The organism is Lentzea fradiae, assembly GCF_900100955.1.
GTDB classification, from domain to species: Bacteria; Actinomycetota; Actinomycetes; order Mycobacteriales; family Pseudonocardiaceae; genus Lentzea; species Lentzea fradiae.
Genome location: NZ_FNCC01000018.1, coordinates 13,265 through 28,342 on the forward strand (window position 1 = coordinate 13,265; position 15,078 = coordinate 28,342).

The 15,078-nt window shown below is 70.8% G+C and carries 15 protein-coding genes; 5 read left to right on the top strand and 10 right to left on the bottom strand.

The window, feature by feature from the left end; all coding sequences use genetic code 11:
- The first annotated feature begins 13 nt into the window (after positions 1-13).
- From BLT23_RS34135 to BLT23_RS34145, 3 genes are read left to right on the top strand one after another with little or no spacing between them, the layout of a single operon-like run.
- On the top strand, positions 14-928 hold the full coding sequence (locus tag BLT23_RS34135; RefSeq protein ID WP_090057682.1) for an SAM-dependent methyltransferase: 915 nt from the start codon (positions 14-16) through the stop codon (positions 926-928).
- Positions 925-1,368, top strand: coding sequence for a DUF1203 domain-containing protein (locus tag BLT23_RS34140; protein WP_090057685.1), 444 nt, complete (start codon positions 925-927; stop codon positions 1,366-1,368). The genes BLT23_RS34135 and BLT23_RS34140 overlap by 4 nt, the downstream gene beginning before the upstream one ends.
- Before the next feature lie 12 nt (positions 1,369-1,380).
- The gene (locus BLT23_RS34145) at positions 1,381-2,466 is read left to right on the top strand and encodes an NADH-quinone oxidoreductase subunit D (RefSeq protein WP_090057689.1); all 1,086 of its coding nucleotides are present in this window, start codon (positions 1,381-1,383) and stop codon (positions 2,464-2,466) included.
- Between the two features lie 4 nt (positions 2,467-2,470).
- On the opposite strand, the gene BLT23_RS34150 is transcribed toward BLT23_RS34145, so the two are convergent.
- From BLT23_RS34150 to BLT23_RS34160, 3 genes are read right to left on the bottom strand one after another with little or no spacing between them, the layout of a single operon-like run.
- On the bottom strand, positions 2,471-2,716 hold the full coding sequence (locus BLT23_RS34150; RefSeq protein WP_090057692.1) for an acyl carrier protein: 246 nt from the start codon (positions 2,714-2,716) through the stop codon (positions 2,471-2,473).
- Positions 2,713-4,374 carry a fatty acyl-AMP ligase gene (locus tag BLT23_RS34155; protein WP_090057694.1) on the bottom strand — a complete coding sequence of 554 codons (1,662 nt, stop codon included), beginning with the start codon at positions 4,372-4,374 and terminating at the stop codon, positions 2,713-2,715. The genes BLT23_RS34150 and BLT23_RS34155 overlap by 4 nt, the downstream gene beginning before the upstream one ends.
- Complete coding sequence (locus BLT23_RS34160; RefSeq protein WP_090058168.1) at positions 4,371-5,429, bottom strand: SDR family oxidoreductase; 1,059 nt, start codon at positions 5,427-5,429, stop codon at positions 4,371-4,373. The genes BLT23_RS34155 and BLT23_RS34160 overlap by 4 nt, the downstream gene beginning before the upstream one ends.
- An 83-nt stretch (positions 5,430-5,512) precedes the next feature.
- On the opposite strand from BLT23_RS34160, the gene BLT23_RS34165 reads away from it, so the two are divergent.
- On the top strand, positions 5,513-6,076 hold the full coding sequence (locus BLT23_RS34165) for an EF-hand domain-containing protein (protein ID WP_176947058.1): 564 nt from the start codon (positions 5,513-5,515) through the stop codon (positions 6,074-6,076).
- Positions 6,077-6,515: 439 nt separating this feature from the next.
- On the opposite strand, the gene BLT23_RS34170 is transcribed toward BLT23_RS34165, so the two are convergent.
- The 7 genes from BLT23_RS34170 to ftsH are packed head-to-tail and all read right to left on the bottom strand — an operon-like array spanning position 6,516 to position 13,016.
- A complete protein-coding gene (locus BLT23_RS34170; protein ID WP_143036139.1) occupies positions 6,516-7,991 on the bottom strand; it encodes a DUF6779 domain-containing protein in 1,476 nt (491 codons plus the stop codon).
- A gap of 36 nt (positions 7,992-8,027) precedes the next feature.
- Positions 8,028-8,495 carry a DUF3180 domain-containing protein gene (locus BLT23_RS34175; RefSeq protein ID WP_090057703.1) on the bottom strand — a complete coding sequence of 156 codons (468 nt, stop codon included), beginning with the start codon at positions 8,493-8,495 and terminating at the stop codon, positions 8,028-8,030.
- Positions 8,492-8,986, bottom strand: a complete 495-nt coding sequence (gene folK / locus BLT23_RS34180) for a 2-amino-4-hydroxy-6-hydroxymethyldihydropteridine diphosphokinase (RefSeq protein WP_090057705.1) — start codon at positions 8,984-8,986, stop codon at positions 8,492-8,494. Before folK ends, BLT23_RS34175 begins: the two co-directional genes overlap by 4 nt.
- The gene (gene folB, locus BLT23_RS34185; RefSeq protein ID WP_090057708.1) at positions 8,983-9,372 is read right to left on the bottom strand and encodes a dihydroneopterin aldolase; all 390 of its coding nucleotides are present in this window, start codon (positions 9,370-9,372) and stop codon (positions 8,983-8,985) included. Before folB ends, folK begins: the two co-directional genes overlap by 4 nt.
- A complete protein-coding gene (folP, locus tag BLT23_RS34190; protein WP_090058171.1) occupies positions 9,365-10,150 on the bottom strand; it encodes a dihydropteroate synthase in 786 nt (261 codons plus the stop codon). Before folP ends, folB begins: the two co-directional genes overlap by 8 nt.
- Positions 10,151-10,182: 32 nt before the next feature.
- Positions 10,183-10,830, bottom strand: a complete 648-nt coding sequence (folE, locus tag BLT23_RS34195; protein WP_090057709.1) for a GTP cyclohydrolase I FolE — start codon at positions 10,828-10,830, stop codon at positions 10,183-10,185.
- Complete coding sequence (gene ftsH, locus BLT23_RS34200; protein WP_090057712.1) at positions 10,827-13,016, bottom strand: ATP-dependent zinc metalloprotease FtsH; 2,190 nt, start codon at positions 13,014-13,016, stop codon at positions 10,827-10,829. Before ftsH ends, folE begins: the two co-directional genes overlap by 4 nt.
- 353 nt (positions 13,017-13,369) lie before the next feature.
- On the opposite strand from ftsH, the gene BLT23_RS34205 reads away from it, so the two are divergent.
- Positions 13,370-15,040, top strand: coding sequence for a substrate-binding domain-containing protein (locus BLT23_RS34205; RefSeq protein ID WP_245744493.1), 1,671 nt, complete (start codon positions 13,370-13,372; stop codon positions 15,038-15,040).
- The last annotated feature ends 38 nt before the right edge of the window (positions 15,041-15,078 follow it).

A 15,078-nucleotide genomic window follows, 5' to 3' on the forward strand; every position in this document is an offset into this window, starting at 1 on the left:
GCACACTTGTCCGATGTTCGACTGGGAAGCCGCTTGGCACACCGCGCTGTACGGCCCCGGCGGCTTCTTCGCGCGCGGCGAGAAGCCGTTCTCGCACTTCCGCACCTCCGTGCTGGTCGGGACGGAGCTCGCGGAGGCCCTGCTGGAACTGCTGTCCCGTGTGGACGCCGCACTGGGATTTCCCCCGGTCGTGGACTTCGTCGACGTGGGCGCCGGTGGCGGCGAGCTGGCGGGCGCGGTGCGGGCGCTGGCGTCCGGCCCGCTGGCGGAACGGCTGCGGGTGACGGCCGTCGAGCTCGGCCCTCCCGTCGACCTGCCCGGCGTCCGGTGGACGACCGAGATCCCCGGCTGCACCGGGTTGCTGGTCGGGCACGAGTGGCTCGACTCCATCCCGTGCCCCGTGGTGACGGGGCCGTCCGACGACCCGTGGATCACCCGGTGGTGGCCCTCGCTGCGGGCCGGCGAGCAGGCCGAGGTGGGCGCGCCGCGAGACGCCGCGTGGGCCGCCGCGGTGTCGTCGGTGCGCGGGGCGGCGCTGGCGATCGACTACGGGCACCTGGTGTCGTCACGGCGGTTCACGCTGACGGGGTACCGCGACGGACGGCAGGTGCCGCCGGTGTTCGACGGGTCGTGCGACATCACCGCGCACGTCGCCTTGGACGCCTGCGCCGCCGCTGCCGGTGGCGACTCTGTGCTGGTGTCGCAACGGGACGCGTTGCGCGCGTTGGGGTTGAGCGGTGACGTGGCCGGGTCCGGCTGGGACTGGCTGGAGTCGGCGGCGCGGGCGGGGCGGATCGCCGAGCTGCGCGACCCCGCCGGGCTGGGCTCGTTCGGGTGGTTGCTGCACGGGTGCGGCGTGGCCGTGGCGGACCTCCTGCCGCCGCTGCCGCCCTGGAGTCCGATTCCCGCCAGCGTTCTTCTTCCGTGACGACGATCGTGACGTTCATGCGAATCCACGCCGTGCCGCCGTCCGCCGCCCTGTCCGACCCCGGCCGCGAGCGCCGCGAGTCCGAGCCGGGCGTGCCGCTGCGCTGCTGCCTGCGCAAGTCGCTGCCCGGTGAGCCGGTGTGGCTGTTCCGCTACTCGCCGCCGTTCGGCAAGGGGCCGTACGCCGAGGTCGGGCCGGTCTTCACGCACGTGGACTGCCCGGCCGCCCCGTCGTTGGATCGTCTCCCCGTTGAATTGTTGAACAATCCCCGGATCCTGCGTTCCTACAACGCCGCCGGGCAGATCGTCGACGGCGCGGTGGTCGAGCCCGGATCGTTCGATCGTACGATCGAAGAATTGTTCAACGATCCCTCGATCGAGTCGTTGCAGGTGCGCAGCCTGTCGCACGGGTGCTTCCACTTCGGGATCACGAGGGCGTGACACCATGCTGGCGTGAGTGAGCAGATCACCGTCGGCGTGGGGGCGGGTGCCCGGTACCTGGGCGTGGACCGCGTGGTCGACCTGGGCCCGCTGCACCCGTCGGCCCACGGCGCCTACCGCCTGCGCCTGACCGTGACGCCGGACCTGGTGATCACCGCGGCCGAACCGCTGGTCGGCCACCTGCACCGCGGCGCGGAGAAGCTCTTCGAGGTCCGCGACTACCGCCAGGTCCTCACGCTCGCCAACCGGCACGACTGGCTCTCCGCGTTCTGCAACGAGCTCGCCGTCGCGCTGGCCGTGGAACGCATGACGGGCATGGACGTCCCCGCCCGCGCCCAGTGGCTGCGCGTCCTGCTGTGCGAGCTGAACCGGCTGCTGGCGCACATGGTCTTCCTGACCCCGCTGGCCCCCGGCGCCGCCGCGTACCGGGAGGGCGTCCAGGCGGTGATGGAGGAGGCGTCCGGCGGCCGCATCCACTTCATGTTCAACCGGATCGGCGGCCTGCGCGAGGACGTCCCGGCGGGCTGGACTTCCCGCGTCGCCGCCTTCCTGTCCACTGTGGACGTCGAGCGGCTGGAGATCGACTTCGCGCGGCTGGAGGGTCTCGGCGTGCTCGGCACCGAGGACGCCCTGCAATACGGCGTCACCGGCCCGATCGGCAGGGCCAGCGGCGTCGACTTCGACCTGCGCCGTGACGACCCGCTGCCCGCCTACCGGTCGCTGGAGTTCACGCCGGTCGTGCGGTCCGAGGGTGACGCCGCGGCACGGGTGCGGTGCCTGCTCGACGAGGTCCGGCTGTCCGTCTCGCTGGCCTCGGCGTGCCTGGAACAGCTGCCGTCCGGTCCCGTGAACGTGCGGCTGCCCAAGGCCATCAAGGCACCCGAAGGGTCCGTCTACACGCGCGTGGAGGCGCCGCTGGGCACTTCCGGCGTGCACCTGTCCTCACGCGGCGAGAAGACGCCGTGGCGGCTCAAGCTGCGGACGCCGTCGTTCAACAACGTGCAGGCGCTGTCCGCTCTGCTGCCGGGAACGAAGGTGGACGACCTGCCCGGCGTGCTGAGCTCGTTCGCCGTGATCGTCGGCGACATCGACAAGTAGCCCGTCACGTCGCCGCGAGCTGTCCCTCCAGGTACTTCCGGATGGCGTTGATGGTCGGGTGGTCCCACACCAGCGCCGGGTCGACCAGCACGCCCCACCGCTCCTCGATGTCCACGCACAACGCCATCGCGTGCGCGGAGTCGAGCCCCAGCGCCTGCAACCGCACCGCCGGGTCGATCCCGGCCTCCGGAACGTCCAAATAGGACGACACGGTCCGGAGGAGCCAGCTGGTCAGCGTCTCGTCGGTCATCGGGTGGCCTCCTGGAGGTGCGCGGCGACTGCCGGGGTCAGGACGGTGTGCAGCACGGGCAGGGCCGCTCCGAGGAACAGCTCCCGCATGTGCCGCCGCCGGACCTTGCCGCTGGTGGTGCGCTGCACGGCGTTGGACCGGACGACGACGATGCTCACGGGCACACCGAACTCCCTGGTCACGGCGTCCAGGACGGTGTCGGCGAACTCGGCCGGGTCACCCTGGGTCGCGCGGCGCATCTCCTGCACCAGCACGACGTGCTCCCCCGAGGCGTCCTGCAGCCCGAACGCCGCGCCGCTGCCGGCCTCGGCATGCGCCTCCCGCGCGGTGGCCTCGACGTCGTGCGGGTACAGGTTCCGGCCGCGGACGATGATCAGGTCCTTCAGCCGCCCGGTGACGTACAGCTGGCCTTCGTGGAGCATTCCCAGGTCGCCCGTGCGCAGCCAGCGCCCGTCCGCCCCGGTGATGAACGTCGTCGCCGTCGCGTCCGGGTCGCCGTGGTAGCCCGCCGCGAGGCTGGGGCCGGACACCAGGATCTCGCCGATCGTGCCGTCCGGGACGTCCCGGCCCGTCAGCGCGTCGACCACCCGCACCGCCATCTCCGCCGGTTCCCCGCACCCGACCAGCGGCACGCCGTCCGGGTGCGGCACGACCTCGCCCGCCGCCAGCGACTCCGGCGTGAACGTGCGGACGGTCGGCCCGCGTCCCCTAGTCGTGCAGGTGACCACCAGCGTGGACTCCGCGAGGCCGTACCCCGGGTTCAGCGCTGTGCGGCGGAACCCGACCGGCCCGAAGCGCTCCACGAACGCGTCCAGCGTGGCGATGCGGATCGGCTCGGCGCCGCTGACCGCCACCGCGAGGCAGGACAGGTCGAGGCCCTCCAGCTCCGCGTCGCCGACCCGCCGGGTCGTCCACGAGTAGCCGAAGTCCGGCGCGACCGTCCAGTCGGCCCGGTGGTCGCTGATCGCGCGCAGCCACCGGATCGGCCTGGCCACGAACGCCTCCGGCGAGAGCAGCACCAGGTCCGCCTCCGCGTCCAGCGCCTGCAGCAGCAGCCCGACCAGGCCCATGTCGTGGTGGTGCGGCAGCCAGCCGGCGATCCGGCGGGGCGGCGTGTCCCCGCTGATGGCGGCGAGCACCTTCAGGTTGTGCGTCAGCGCGGCGTGCGTGACCTCGACGCCACGCGGCTGCCCCGTCGACCCCGACGTGTACTGCAGGTAGGCGACAGCCGAGGGGTCCACCTCCACCGGCCGGTACGCCTCCGGGTCCGCGCTGTCGTCGAAGGCCACCGCGCCGAACCCGGCCAACGCCTCGACGTGGGCCCGCGGCGTGAGCACGAGACGGGCGCCGGAGTCCTTGACCAGCCGGTCGACCCGGTCCGACCGCGACGCCGCCCCGAGCGGCAGCGGCGCGGGCACCGCGACGGCACCCGCGTACAGGCAGCCCAGGAACGCCGTGAGGAAGTCGAGGCCCGCCGGGTAGAGCAGCAGCACGGGCCGGTCCGCGAGCCCGGTGCCGGCCAGCCACACCGCCACGGACCTGGCGCGGCGGTCGAGCTCGGCGTGCGTCATCTCGACCGGCGGCCGCCCGTCCGGGAGGTAGGTGAGCGTGCGGTCGGACCGCGGCCGGGCGCGGAAACCGGTGACGAAGTCCGTCATGCGGGGAGCCCTTCTCGGACGTACCAGGAGACGAGGAGGTCGAGGATGCGAGGCGTGACGGGAGGCGGCGCCGCGTCGTCGTGGCACTCGAGGTCGTACTCGTGGCGCAGGTAGGGCGAGGTGTACTTGCAGCGCATGTTCACGATCGCCTCGAACCTGCTGAACGGCTCGGCCTCCACCTCGGCGGCACTGGCGGCGACCAGTTCGATCGGCAGGTGCGCGTTGATGGCGGCGAACAGGTCGGGCACCGGCACGGTCGCCCGGTTCACGACGTGCCGGACCGGCCGGTCGAACGACCCGCCCGCGAGCGCCAGCAACCGGTCCACCGTGCCGTCGATCGGGGTCAGGTGCAGCGCCGCCCGCGGGTGGCAGACGAACCGCACCCGCTCACCGGGGTTGCGCCGCGCGAACAGGGCGATCACCCGGAGGAAGTCGTAGATCCCCAGATCGGACAACGCACGCCCCGTGCCCGAATGCCCCACCATGACACCCAGTCGAGCGACTAGAAGTTCACCTTTTTGCACCAGTTCCGACCGGGAAAGGGATACCTCAGCCATCCTTTTGGAGTGTTCGTAGTCATTCCTGAACTCAGACGGGTGACCCCATTCAGGCCAATTCTCCGGAGTTCTCCCCGGCGCCGTCCCGTTCTGGTAAGCGGTGCTGATGTGGACGAGCCGCGACCCCGGAACCGAATGACGCGCGAAAGTCCGCTCGACGTTCACGGAACCGAGCGCGTTGACCGCGTGCAGCTCCTCCTCGCGCCGGGGGAAGAACGTGATGAACGCCGCGCAGTGCCAATACGTGCACGGTGCGGTGAACACCTCCGCAACCGGTAACCCCAGGTCCGGCTCGGCCAGCGCGAACGTCTTGAACTGCACCTTCTCCACCAGAGCGGGGTCCAGGTGCAGCGTCGTGAGCGCGTCGGCCACCTTGCGCCGACAGACCTCCTCACTGGCCCGCGCCAATGCGATCACCGAATCACTGCGCGCGACCAGTGCCCCGATCAGGTGAGATCCGACAAATCCATTGGCTCCGTCTACCACATGGGCGGCCATCAGAACAACCTTCCACCGTTCGCATTGCGGCCAGTAATGTCCGCCGCGCCAGAGTACTGCCCCTCGAAGAAAGAACCCACGACATGTTGAGCGAACTGCAGCGAAGGAAATTCGAGCACCTGTTCACCCTGCTGGACGTCGACGACGACGGAACCATTGACAGGATGGACTACACCGCGTCCGCGGATCGCCTGGTCAGTGCATTCGGATACGCGACGGACTCACTCGAATGCAGGCAACTCCGCGACCGCTACAACACGTTGTGGGAGACCGTCACCCTCCCGATGGACACCGATGGCGACGAACGGGTGGACGTCGAGGAGTACTCGACGGGCATGGAACGGTTCGTCACCTCCGCCGAGGGCGGCTACCAGGACCACATCGCACCCGTCGCCGACGCCTTCTACGACCTCATGGACGTGGACCAGGACGGCCTCATCACCAGGATGGAGTACGTCCGGATGATGAGCAGCGCCTTCCGCCTGTCCGAGGAGGCGAGCCTCACCGCGTTCGACCACCTCGACCTCGACGGCAACGGCGTGCTCAGCCGCGACGAGCTGCACCTGGCCAACGAGCAGTTCTTCCGCGGCGACGACGCGGAGGCCAAGGGCAACTGGATCTTCGGCCCGCTGCCGCTCCTCGTCTGAGGCTTTGGAGACCCCGCGTGACACGCACGCGGGGTCCCTGCATGGCTGCACGCGGGGACCCCGCGTGCAGTGAGATGGGCGGCTCACGGCGGAACGGTTCGCACAGTCGCCAACGAACCTCCGACACGTGCCGAACAACTCGGCACGAGCAAGCCGGTGCCAACAGACAAGCGCAGGCCGACCGGCCCCGACAGCCAGCGGATGCGGGTTGAGTGCCGACCATGCTTCACGGAATGCCGTCCGTAACCCCTCTGCCCCGTTCGCAACTCTCTTTCGTGTTTCCCCTACCGCACGCGGGGCCCTTTCGTCCTGTCAGGGCGTACGCGGGGTCCCCGCGTACTAAAGCCACGTCACGCGGAGGAGGCGGGGACCACTGGGTGGGTGACACGCGGGCGGGCGCGTGGAGGGCAGAGGCGGAACAGAAGCTCTGGCGTGGGGGCTAGTCGTCGCGGCGACGGCGGCGGCGCGGGGCGTCCGCGCCTCCCAGGGAGGCCAGCAGCTCGCTCACCGACTTGCCGTCCGCGTGCGCGCCAGACGGGTCGTCCGGGGCCGCGCGGCGGCCGGTCGACACCACGGGCAGCTTCGTGGACGAGTCCTCCGCCACGCGGCGGCCCGCCACCGGGGCGTCGTTGGCCGCGCGGCGGCCCGTCGGGACCACCGGGAGACTCGCCGACGACTGCTCGGAGGCGCGGCGGCCCGCCGGTGGCAGGGAGACCAGGGAGTCCTCGGACTTCGTCCTGCGGGCGGGTGCTTCCTCGGTGCGCCTGCGGCCGCTGGCGGCTGCCGGCTGGCTGTCCGGGTTGAGCGTCTCCCAGGAACCGCTGTCCTGCACCGCAGGGGGCTGGCGGTCGTCGGCTCGGCGGCGGCCACCGCCGGTCTGCTGCAACGACTTCGGGTCGATCATCTCGGTGCGTTCGGCGACGCGGGAGCGCGGCTGCTCGGTCTTGCGGGCCTCGACCGGCTTGCGGGGCTCGACGGGCTTGCGCGGCTCCACGCGGGGTTCGGCCGGCTTGGGCAGCGCTTCCGTGCGGGGCTGCTGGGCGGCCGGCTGGACCGGCGGGCGCTGCACGCGTTCGGTGCGCGGGGGCTGGGCGGCGGGCGACGGGGCGGCGGTGGGCGGCTTGGCGCCGCCGAGTCTCGCCGAGACGGCCGCGGCGGCGGACGGGCGGGGCTGCGGGCGGGCCGGTTCCTGCTTGGCCGCCTTCACGGGCTCGCGGCGCACGGCGGGCTGCGGGCGCGGAGGGGTCCTGGCCGGTTCCGGGCGGGCGGGCTCGGGGCGGGCGGCCTCCCTGCGCGGCGGCTGCACCTTGGCGTCGTGCGCGACGCGTTCGATCAGCTCGGTGCGCTCGGACGGTTTCTCGGCGGGCGGGGCCGACGCGGAGATGGCGTTGATGATCCGCTTCTCGGCGCCGGGGGTCAGGCGGGCGGAGTCCGAGGCGAGGGAACGCAGGCGGGTCGACTCGGCGCGCAGCGCGACGCGTTCGACGAGGACGTCACCGCCCAGCAACGCCTGCAGGTTGTCGCGCAACGCGTGCAGATCGGCGCGCAGCGCCTCGATGTCCGCGCGGGACTCCTGCTCGATGCGCTTGCGCGTCTCGGCCTCGATCTCCAGCTCGTACTCGCGCCGGGCCGCGACCTCGCGTTCCAGCTCCAGCTCGTAGACGGACTGGAGGTCGGCCACCTCGTCGTCGCGGTCGGAGACCTGCCTGCGGTACTTGGCCGCCAGGAAAGCGCCCACCAGCGCCGCCCACAACGCGGCCACCACGGCCAGGCGCAGCATGCGGGCGCTGTCGCTCAGCACGAGCACCGCCGCGGCCACGAGTGCGAGCGCTAGTGCCGCCACCAACAGCAAGCGCCCTGAGCCACGACCGCGATCTTCTTGCTCGTCGTCGATCGACGCGCCTCGCCCGGTCATGCGCACTACGGTACCGCGTAGTTATGGGACTGAGACCTACGGCCGGGTATCTATCTCGTTTCCGCCGCTCTGATCTGGTGTCTTGCAGCAATGTTCGAGCCACAGCGCCGCCGCGGTGAGCGCCAGCGCCGAGATCATCCCGACGACGGCGGTGCCGAGGTCGTGGGAGGCGGCGGGGAACGAGTCGCGGACGGGCACGACGAAGACGAGCAGACCGGTCCAGGCGCCGAACATCAACGCGCCCAGCACGGACGACGCCTTCGCCAGCGCGACGGCACGAGCGGCGGTCAGCGGCTGCACCGGACGCGCTCCCTTGCGGCGCTCGATCCTGGCGCGCAACGAGAACGCGAGCACGACCTCCACCACCGCGATGACGAACAGCGTCGAACCGGCCAGCAACGGCAACGGCGGCAACGTGTCGTAGGACAGCCGCAGCACCAGGTGGGCCAGGATTCCGGCGATGATCGCGACGGACGCCAGGTCGCGCGGACGGGTGAACTTCACGAGTTCACCCCACCCGAAAGCACCAGATCTTCACGCCGTCGCACACCTTCGGAGGAAAACTTCAGTGCCGCAACGGGTCCGTGCCCCGGCAGCACCGCGTCGGGTTCGACGTCGAGCCACGGGATCAGCACCGTCGCGCGCTCGTGTGCTCCCGGATGCGGCAGGAGCAGCTCCGGGTGCTCGGACGTCACGCCGTCGACCGTGACCACGTCGACGTCCAAAGTTCTTGGGCCCCAACGCTTTTCGCGCACGCGTCCGGCCGCGTTCTCCAACGCCTGGCCGCGGCGCAGCCAGCCCCACTCGTCGACGTCGTCCGCCGCCACGACCACGACGGCGTTCAGGAAGTCCGGCTGGTCTTCGACTCCCCACGCCGCCGTTTCGTACACGGGCGACACCGCCACGAGAAACGGCCGCAGCCCGTCCACGACCGACTGCAGGTACGCGAACCGGTCGCCGAGGTTCGAGCCGATCGACAGGACGGCGCGGGTCACTTCTCTTCCTTCAGCGGCGCGGCCAGCCGGCGGGACCGGCGGATCGTCACCGACACGTCGTCGAACTGCAGCGGGATCGGCGCGGACGGCTTGTGCACCGTCACCTCGGCCGCGTGCAGCCGAGGGTCGGTCATGGCCTCGTCGGCGATGCGTCCCGCGACCGTCTCGATCAGGTCGTACGGCTCGCCGCCGACGATCGCCGCGGCCATCTCGGCCAGTTCGCCGTAGTGGTAGGTCTGGGTCAGGTCGTCCGTGCGGGACGCCGCGGACAGGTCGAGCCACAGCGTGATGTCGACGACGAACTCCTGCCCGTCGCGCTTCTCGTGCTCGAAGACGCCGTGGTTGCCGCGGACCCGCAGGCCCGTCAACGCGATCCGGTCAGCCATGTCCCCGCCTCCACGCCCCGGCGACGGCGACCGCGTCCAGCGACCGGTCGACGTCGTGCACCCGCACTCCCCACGCACCGTTGAACGCGGCCAGCGCGGACACCGCCGCGGTCGCGTCCTCCCTGCCGTCCGGTGGACGGTCGCCGAGCAACGTGCCGAGGAAGCGTTTCCGCGACGCCCCCACCAGCACCGGAAAGCCCAGCTCGACGAGCTCGTCCAGGCGCTGCAACAGCTGCCAGTTGTGGTCGCCGAGCTTCGCGAAGCCCAGACCGGGGTCGAGCACGATCGACGACTCCTCGACGCCCGCGGCCAGCGCCGCCTCAACCCGTTGCAGCAGTTCCGAACGCACGTCTACGACCACGTCGTCGTAGCACGCGAGCGCGTCCATCTCCGTGCTGTGCCCACGCCAGTGCATGAGCACGTACGGCACGCCCGCGGCGGCGACGACCTTGGCCATCTCATGGTCCGCGAGGCCACCGGACACGTCGTTCACGATCGTCGCGCCGGCGTCCAGCGCCGCCGCCGCGACGGCCGCGCGCATCGTGTCCACGCTGACCGGCACGCCTTCGGCGACCAGCGCGCGGATCACCGGGACGACGCGGGCGATCTCCTCGTCGGCGTCGACGCGCCGGGCGCCGGGCCGGGTCGACTCGCCGCCCACGTCGATCATGTCGGCGCCACGCCGGTGCAGCTCGACGCCGTGCGCGACCGCGTCCCTGCGGTCGAGGTAGCGGCCGCCGTCGGAGAACGAGTCGGGCGTCACGTTGAGCACGCCCATCACGACGCACCGGCCGGGACGCGGCAGACCGCTCACCGCGTCCGGCCCCTGATCAGCTCGATCGCCTCCGCCCGCGACGAGGCGGAGGTGCGCAGGATGCCGCGCACCGCGGAGGTCGTCGTGCGCGAACCGGGCTTGCGCACGCCGCGCATGCCCATGCACAGGTGCTCCGCCTCGACCACGACGATCACGCCGCGCGGTTCGAGCTTGCGCACCAACGCGTCCGCGACCTGCGACGTCAGCCGCTCCTGCACCTGCGGCCTCTTCGAGTACAGGTCGACGAGCCTGGCGAGCTTCGACAGCCCCGTCACGCGGCCCTGCTCGTTCGGGATGTACCCGACGTGCGCGACGCCGTGGAACGGCAGCAGGTGGTGCTCGCAGAAGCTGAACATCGGGATGTCCGTGACGAGGACGAGCTCCTCGTGGCTCTCGTCGAACGTCTTCGCGAGGACCGCGTCCGCGTCCGTGTACAGACCCGCGAACAACTCCCGGTAAGCGCGCGCCACCCGCGCGGGTGTCTCGCGCAGGCCCTCGCGCTCCGGGTCCTCACCGCACGCGATCAGCAGCTCGCGCACCGCAGCCTCCGCGCGGGCCTGGTCGAAGACCCGCCGCGCGGAGACGCCGGCCTCCCCGTCGAGGGTGAGACCGGCGTCCGCGTCGAGCTGGTCGTGCTCTGTCACTGCCGCTCGTCCTGGTCCGGCTGCGGCTTCTTCGGCTCCCAGACGTTGTGCGGCTTGCCGCCGGGCACCGTCGCCGGGGTCCATCCGGGCGGGGCGCCGTAGTTCGGCGGGCCCGCCTGGTTGCCCTGCTGGCCGGGCTGGTGCACGCCGTTCGTCCCGTTCGGCGACGGCAGCACCTCCGTCGGCTCCGCGGCGGAAGGCTCGTCCTGCTGCTGCAGGTCCTCCTCGATCGCGTCCTCGACGACGGGCGGCCACGGCTCGCCGCGTTCCTTGGCGAGCTCGCCGGGGGTCTTGACCGGCGGGATGTCGGACGGCTTGCGGTCACCGAAGTCGTTGAACTGGGTGATGCGCGGCCGCTTCTCGACGCGGGCGAAGATCCGCTCCAGGTCCTTCTGGTGCAGGGTCTCCTTCTCGAACAGCTCGAGCGTGAGGTCGTCGAGGACGTCGCGGTAGGTGTTGAGCACCTCGTACGCCTCGGTGTGCGCGGCCTCGATGAGCTTGCGCACCTCCTCGTCGATCTCGTGCGCGACCTCCAGCGAGTAGTCCGCCTGGCGACCGGCCGAGCGGCCGAGGAACGGCTCGCCCTGCTCCTGCCCGTACTTCACGGCGCCGAGCCGCGCGCTCATGCCGTACTCGGTGACCATCGCGCGGGCGATCTTGGTCGCCTGCTCGATGTCGTTGGACGCACCCGTCGTGGGCTCGTGGAAGACGAGCTCCTCGGCGGAACGGCCACCCAGTGCGAACACCAGCCGCGCGATCATCTCGGACCTGGTCATCAGGTCCTTGTCCTCTTCCGGCACCGAGAGGGTGTGGCCGCCGGTGCGGCCGCGGGCGAGGATCGTGACCTTGTAGACCGGGTCGATGTCCGGCATCGCCCACGCGGCCAGGGCGTGCCCCGCCTCGTGGTACGCGGTGATCTTCTTCTCCTTCTCGGAGATGATCCGGCTCTTGCGGGCCGGACCGCCGATCACGCGGTCGACCGACTCCTCCAGCGCGGCACCGGTGATGGTGGTGCCGTTCTGGCGGGCGGTGAGCAGCGCGGCCTCGTTGATCACGTTCGCGAGGTCGGCGCCGGAGAAACCGACGGTGCGCTTCGCGAGGCCGTCCATGTCCGCGTCGGCGGCCAGGGGCTTGCCCTTCGAGTGCACCTTCAGGATCTGCTTGCGGCCCTTCAGGTCCGGCGCGGACACCGGGATCTGGCGGTCGAAGCGACCGGGGCGCAGCAGGGCGGGGTCGAGGATGTCGGGCCGGTTCGTCGCCGCGATCAGGATGATCCCGCCGCGCGAGTCGAAGCCGTCCATCTCGACGAGCAGCTGGTTGAGGGTCTGCTCGCGCTCGTCGTGGCCACCGCCGAGACCGGCGCCGCGGTGGCGGCCCACCGCGTCGATCTCGTCGACGAAGATGATGCACGGCGCGTTCTGCTTGGCCTGCTCGAACAGGTCGCGGACGCGGGAGGCACCGACACCGACGAACATCTCGACGAAGTCCGAGCCGGAGATCGAGTAGAACGGCACACCGGCCTCACCGGCGACCGCCCTCGCGAGCAGCGTCTTGCCGGTTCCCGGCGGGCCGTACAGCAGCACGCCCTTGGGGATCTTCGCGCCGAGCGCCTGGTAGCGGCCGGGGTTCTGGAGGAAGTCCTTGATCTCCTCGAGCTCCTCGACGGCCTCCTCGGCACCGGCGACGTCGGCGAACGTCGTCTTGGGCATGTCCTTGGACAGCTGCTTGGCCTTGGACTTGCCGAAGTTCAGGACGCGGTTGCCGCCGCCCTGGGCGTTGTTCATCATCCACATCAGCAGCAGCAACAGCAGGCCGAGCGGCACGAGGTAGATCAAGATCTGCATCAGGATCGACTCCTGGCTGACCTTGGTCTCCACCGTCGGCTTGTTGCCGGCCTCGTCGAGGACGGTGAAGATCTCGTCCGTCGCACTGGCGGGGTACTGCGTGATCAGGCGGTTGCTGCCCTCGAACGAGGCCCCGTCCTTGAGGGTGAGCCGGAGACGCTGCTCCTTGTCCTCGATCGTGGCTTCCTTGACGTTGCCCTCGCGCACTTGTGCGAGTGCTTGGGACGTCTTGACCTGGTGGTAGCCCCGTGAGTCGTCGAAGAGCACGGTGAAGACGAAGTAGAGCAGCAACACCGCAGCGATCCACAGCAGCGGGTTGCGAAGCAGGCGCTTGCGGTCCATGCACTTACGGCCGGCGGGCGGCCTCGACCCTCCCTGACTTGCGCGTCGGGCAGTGGAAGACCCACATACCGCGTCCGACCAGCCTACCGCCCGCTGGTCGGGTACTGAGCAACCAACGGGCGAGGACGGTTCCGGGTTCCCGCTCGTGACCCCTGCCACGCATGTTCACGCACTTTGGTTCATCCGGAACAAGTACCGCCGTCCAGGCGAGTGACGCAGGTCATGCCATCTCATTACGTTCGTGGGTCCATGTCATCCTCGTTTGTCAACCGAGTGTTTCCCCGCCACTCGAAAGAGTGAACACGCGACCGAAGGTAAGTAACCGTATGTCAGCACGTCACACTTCTCCCGGCTTGTTCCGGAGGGTGGCGCTGCCCGTGGCCGCCCTGGTCGGAGTCGTCGCGGCGGCCGGCGTGACGGTGGTGGCCCTGCGGGTCACCAGCGGCGCCGACTGCTCCGGCGCACTGCCGCTGAAGGTAGCCGTCACCCCTGCCGCCCTGGACGTGGTGAACGCGGCCGCCCAGGACTACCAGCGCTCCCAGCCCGTCGTGAACGGCCGGTGCGTCCAGGTCCAGGTCGAGTCCCGCAACGCCGCCGACGTGGCGAACGAGCTCCCGACCGCGCAGATCAACCCCCACTCGCTGTGGATCCCCGACTCCTCGATGTGGGCGGCGGAGGCGCAGCGGCAGGCAGCGGAGACCGGTCCCGAGGCCCCGAAGCTCGACATCAAGCCGTCCCTGGCCTCCAGCCCCCTGGTGATGGCGGGCTCGGAACAGGCGATGTCGAAGATCGGCTTCCCGGTCCAGCCCGTCTCGTGGGCGACCGTCATCAACCCCAACGTCCAGATCTCGATGAGCGACCCGACGATGACCTCCGAGGGCCTCGCCTCCCTGTTCGTGATCCGCACCCTGCTCGGCAACCCCGACGGCACGCCCAAGCCCGAGCTCGTCGGCACCCTGCTGCGGGTGGGCCGCAGCGCCGTCCCGTCGGTGCGCGACTCGTTCGGCAAGGTCACCACCGACTCGGCGAAGGCACCGCTGTTCGCGGCCACCGAGCAGTCCGTCGTGGCCAACAACCGCGCGGCGAAGGACAACGTCGTGCTGGGCGCCCCGCCGAAGGAGGGCACGCTCTCGTTCGACTACCCGCTGGTCAGGGTCTCCCGCCAGAGCGAGCAGATCGGCATGGGCGAGGCAGCGGCGCAGTTCGAGAAGGTCCTCCGCTCCTCCGACACGGCGAAGCGCTTCGGCGAAGCGGGCTTCCGCACCGTGCAGGGCGCGGCGCCGGCCGACTGGACGACCGACGTCGAGGGCGTGCAGGCGGGCGACGTGAAGCTGATCGAGACCCCGGACGCCGACCAGGTCTCCGAGCTGCTGCGCACCTGGGGCGCCATCAGCCTGGACATGCGGATGCTGACCGTCATCGACGTCTCCGGCTCGATGGTCGAGAAGAGCGGCGACGGCAAGACCCGCGTGGAAGCCGCCACCGAGGCGTCCATGACAGCCCTGTCGATGCTCCCGGACACCACCCAGATCGGCCTCTGGGCGTTCTCCACGGACAAGAAGCCGCCGAACGACTGGATCGAGCTCGTCCCGCTCGGCCCGCTGGGCGAACCCCTCGCGGGCGTCGCACGACGCAAGCGCCTGGAAGCGGGCGCCTCGCAGCTCACCGCCCTCGTCGGCGGCGGCACGGCGCTCAACGACACGACCCTCGCCGCCTACCGGCACGTGCTGTCCGGCTACGACCCGTCGAAGGTCAACTCGGTCGTGCTGATGACCGACGGCCGCAACGACGACATCTCGTCGATCGACACGGCCTCGCTGATCGAGACCCTGAAGCGGGAGACCGACCCCGCGAAACCGGTGCCGATCATCATGGTCGGACTCGGCGACGAGGTGGACATGGACGCGCTGCGCTCGATCTCCGCCGCCACCGGCGGCAAGGCGTACCACGCGAAGAACCCCGAGGACATCCGCGGCGTGCTGCTCGACGCGGTGTCACAGCGGCGGTGCCGCCCGAACTGCTGACCGGAGCCGTCTGACGAAAATGGCCAAGGCGCAGCCCC

Bases quoted from the DNA above. Each gene is read 5' to 3' on its own strand.
- ftsH (WP_090057712.1), bottom strand. From the start codon at position 13,016: ATGGACCGCAAGCGCCTGCTTCGCAACCCGCTGCTGTGGATCGCTGCG.
- BLT23_RS34160 (WP_090058168.1), bottom strand. From the start codon at position 5,429: ATGGCCGCCCATGTGGTAGACGGAGCCAATGGATTTGTCGGATCTCAC.
- folP (WP_090058171.1), bottom strand. From the start codon at position 10,150: ATGGGCGTGCTCAACGTGACGCCCGACTCGTTCTCCGACGGCGGCCGC.
- BLT23_RS34155 (WP_090057694.1), bottom strand. From the start codon at position 4,374: ATGACGGACTTCGTCACCGGTTTCCGCGCCCGGCCGCGGTCCGACCGC.
- BLT23_RS34150 (WP_090057692.1), bottom strand. From the start codon at position 2,716: ATGACCGACGAGACGCTGACCAGCTGGCTCCTCCGGACCGTGTCGTCC.
- BLT23_RS34170 (WP_143036139.1), bottom strand. From the start codon at position 7,991: ATGACCGGGCGAGGCGCGTCGATCGACGACGAGCAAGAAGATCGCGGT.
- BLT23_RS34165 (WP_176947058.1), top strand. From the start codon at position 5,513: ATGTTGAGCGAACTGCAGCGAAGGAAATTCGAGCACCTGTTCACCCTG.
- folB (WP_090057708.1), bottom strand. From the start codon at position 9,372: ATGGCTGACCGGATCGCGTTGACGGGCCTGCGGGTCCGCGGCAACCAC.
- BLT23_RS34135 (WP_090057682.1), top strand. From the start codon at position 14: ATGTTCGACTGGGAAGCCGCTTGGCACACCGCGCTGTACGGCCCCGGC.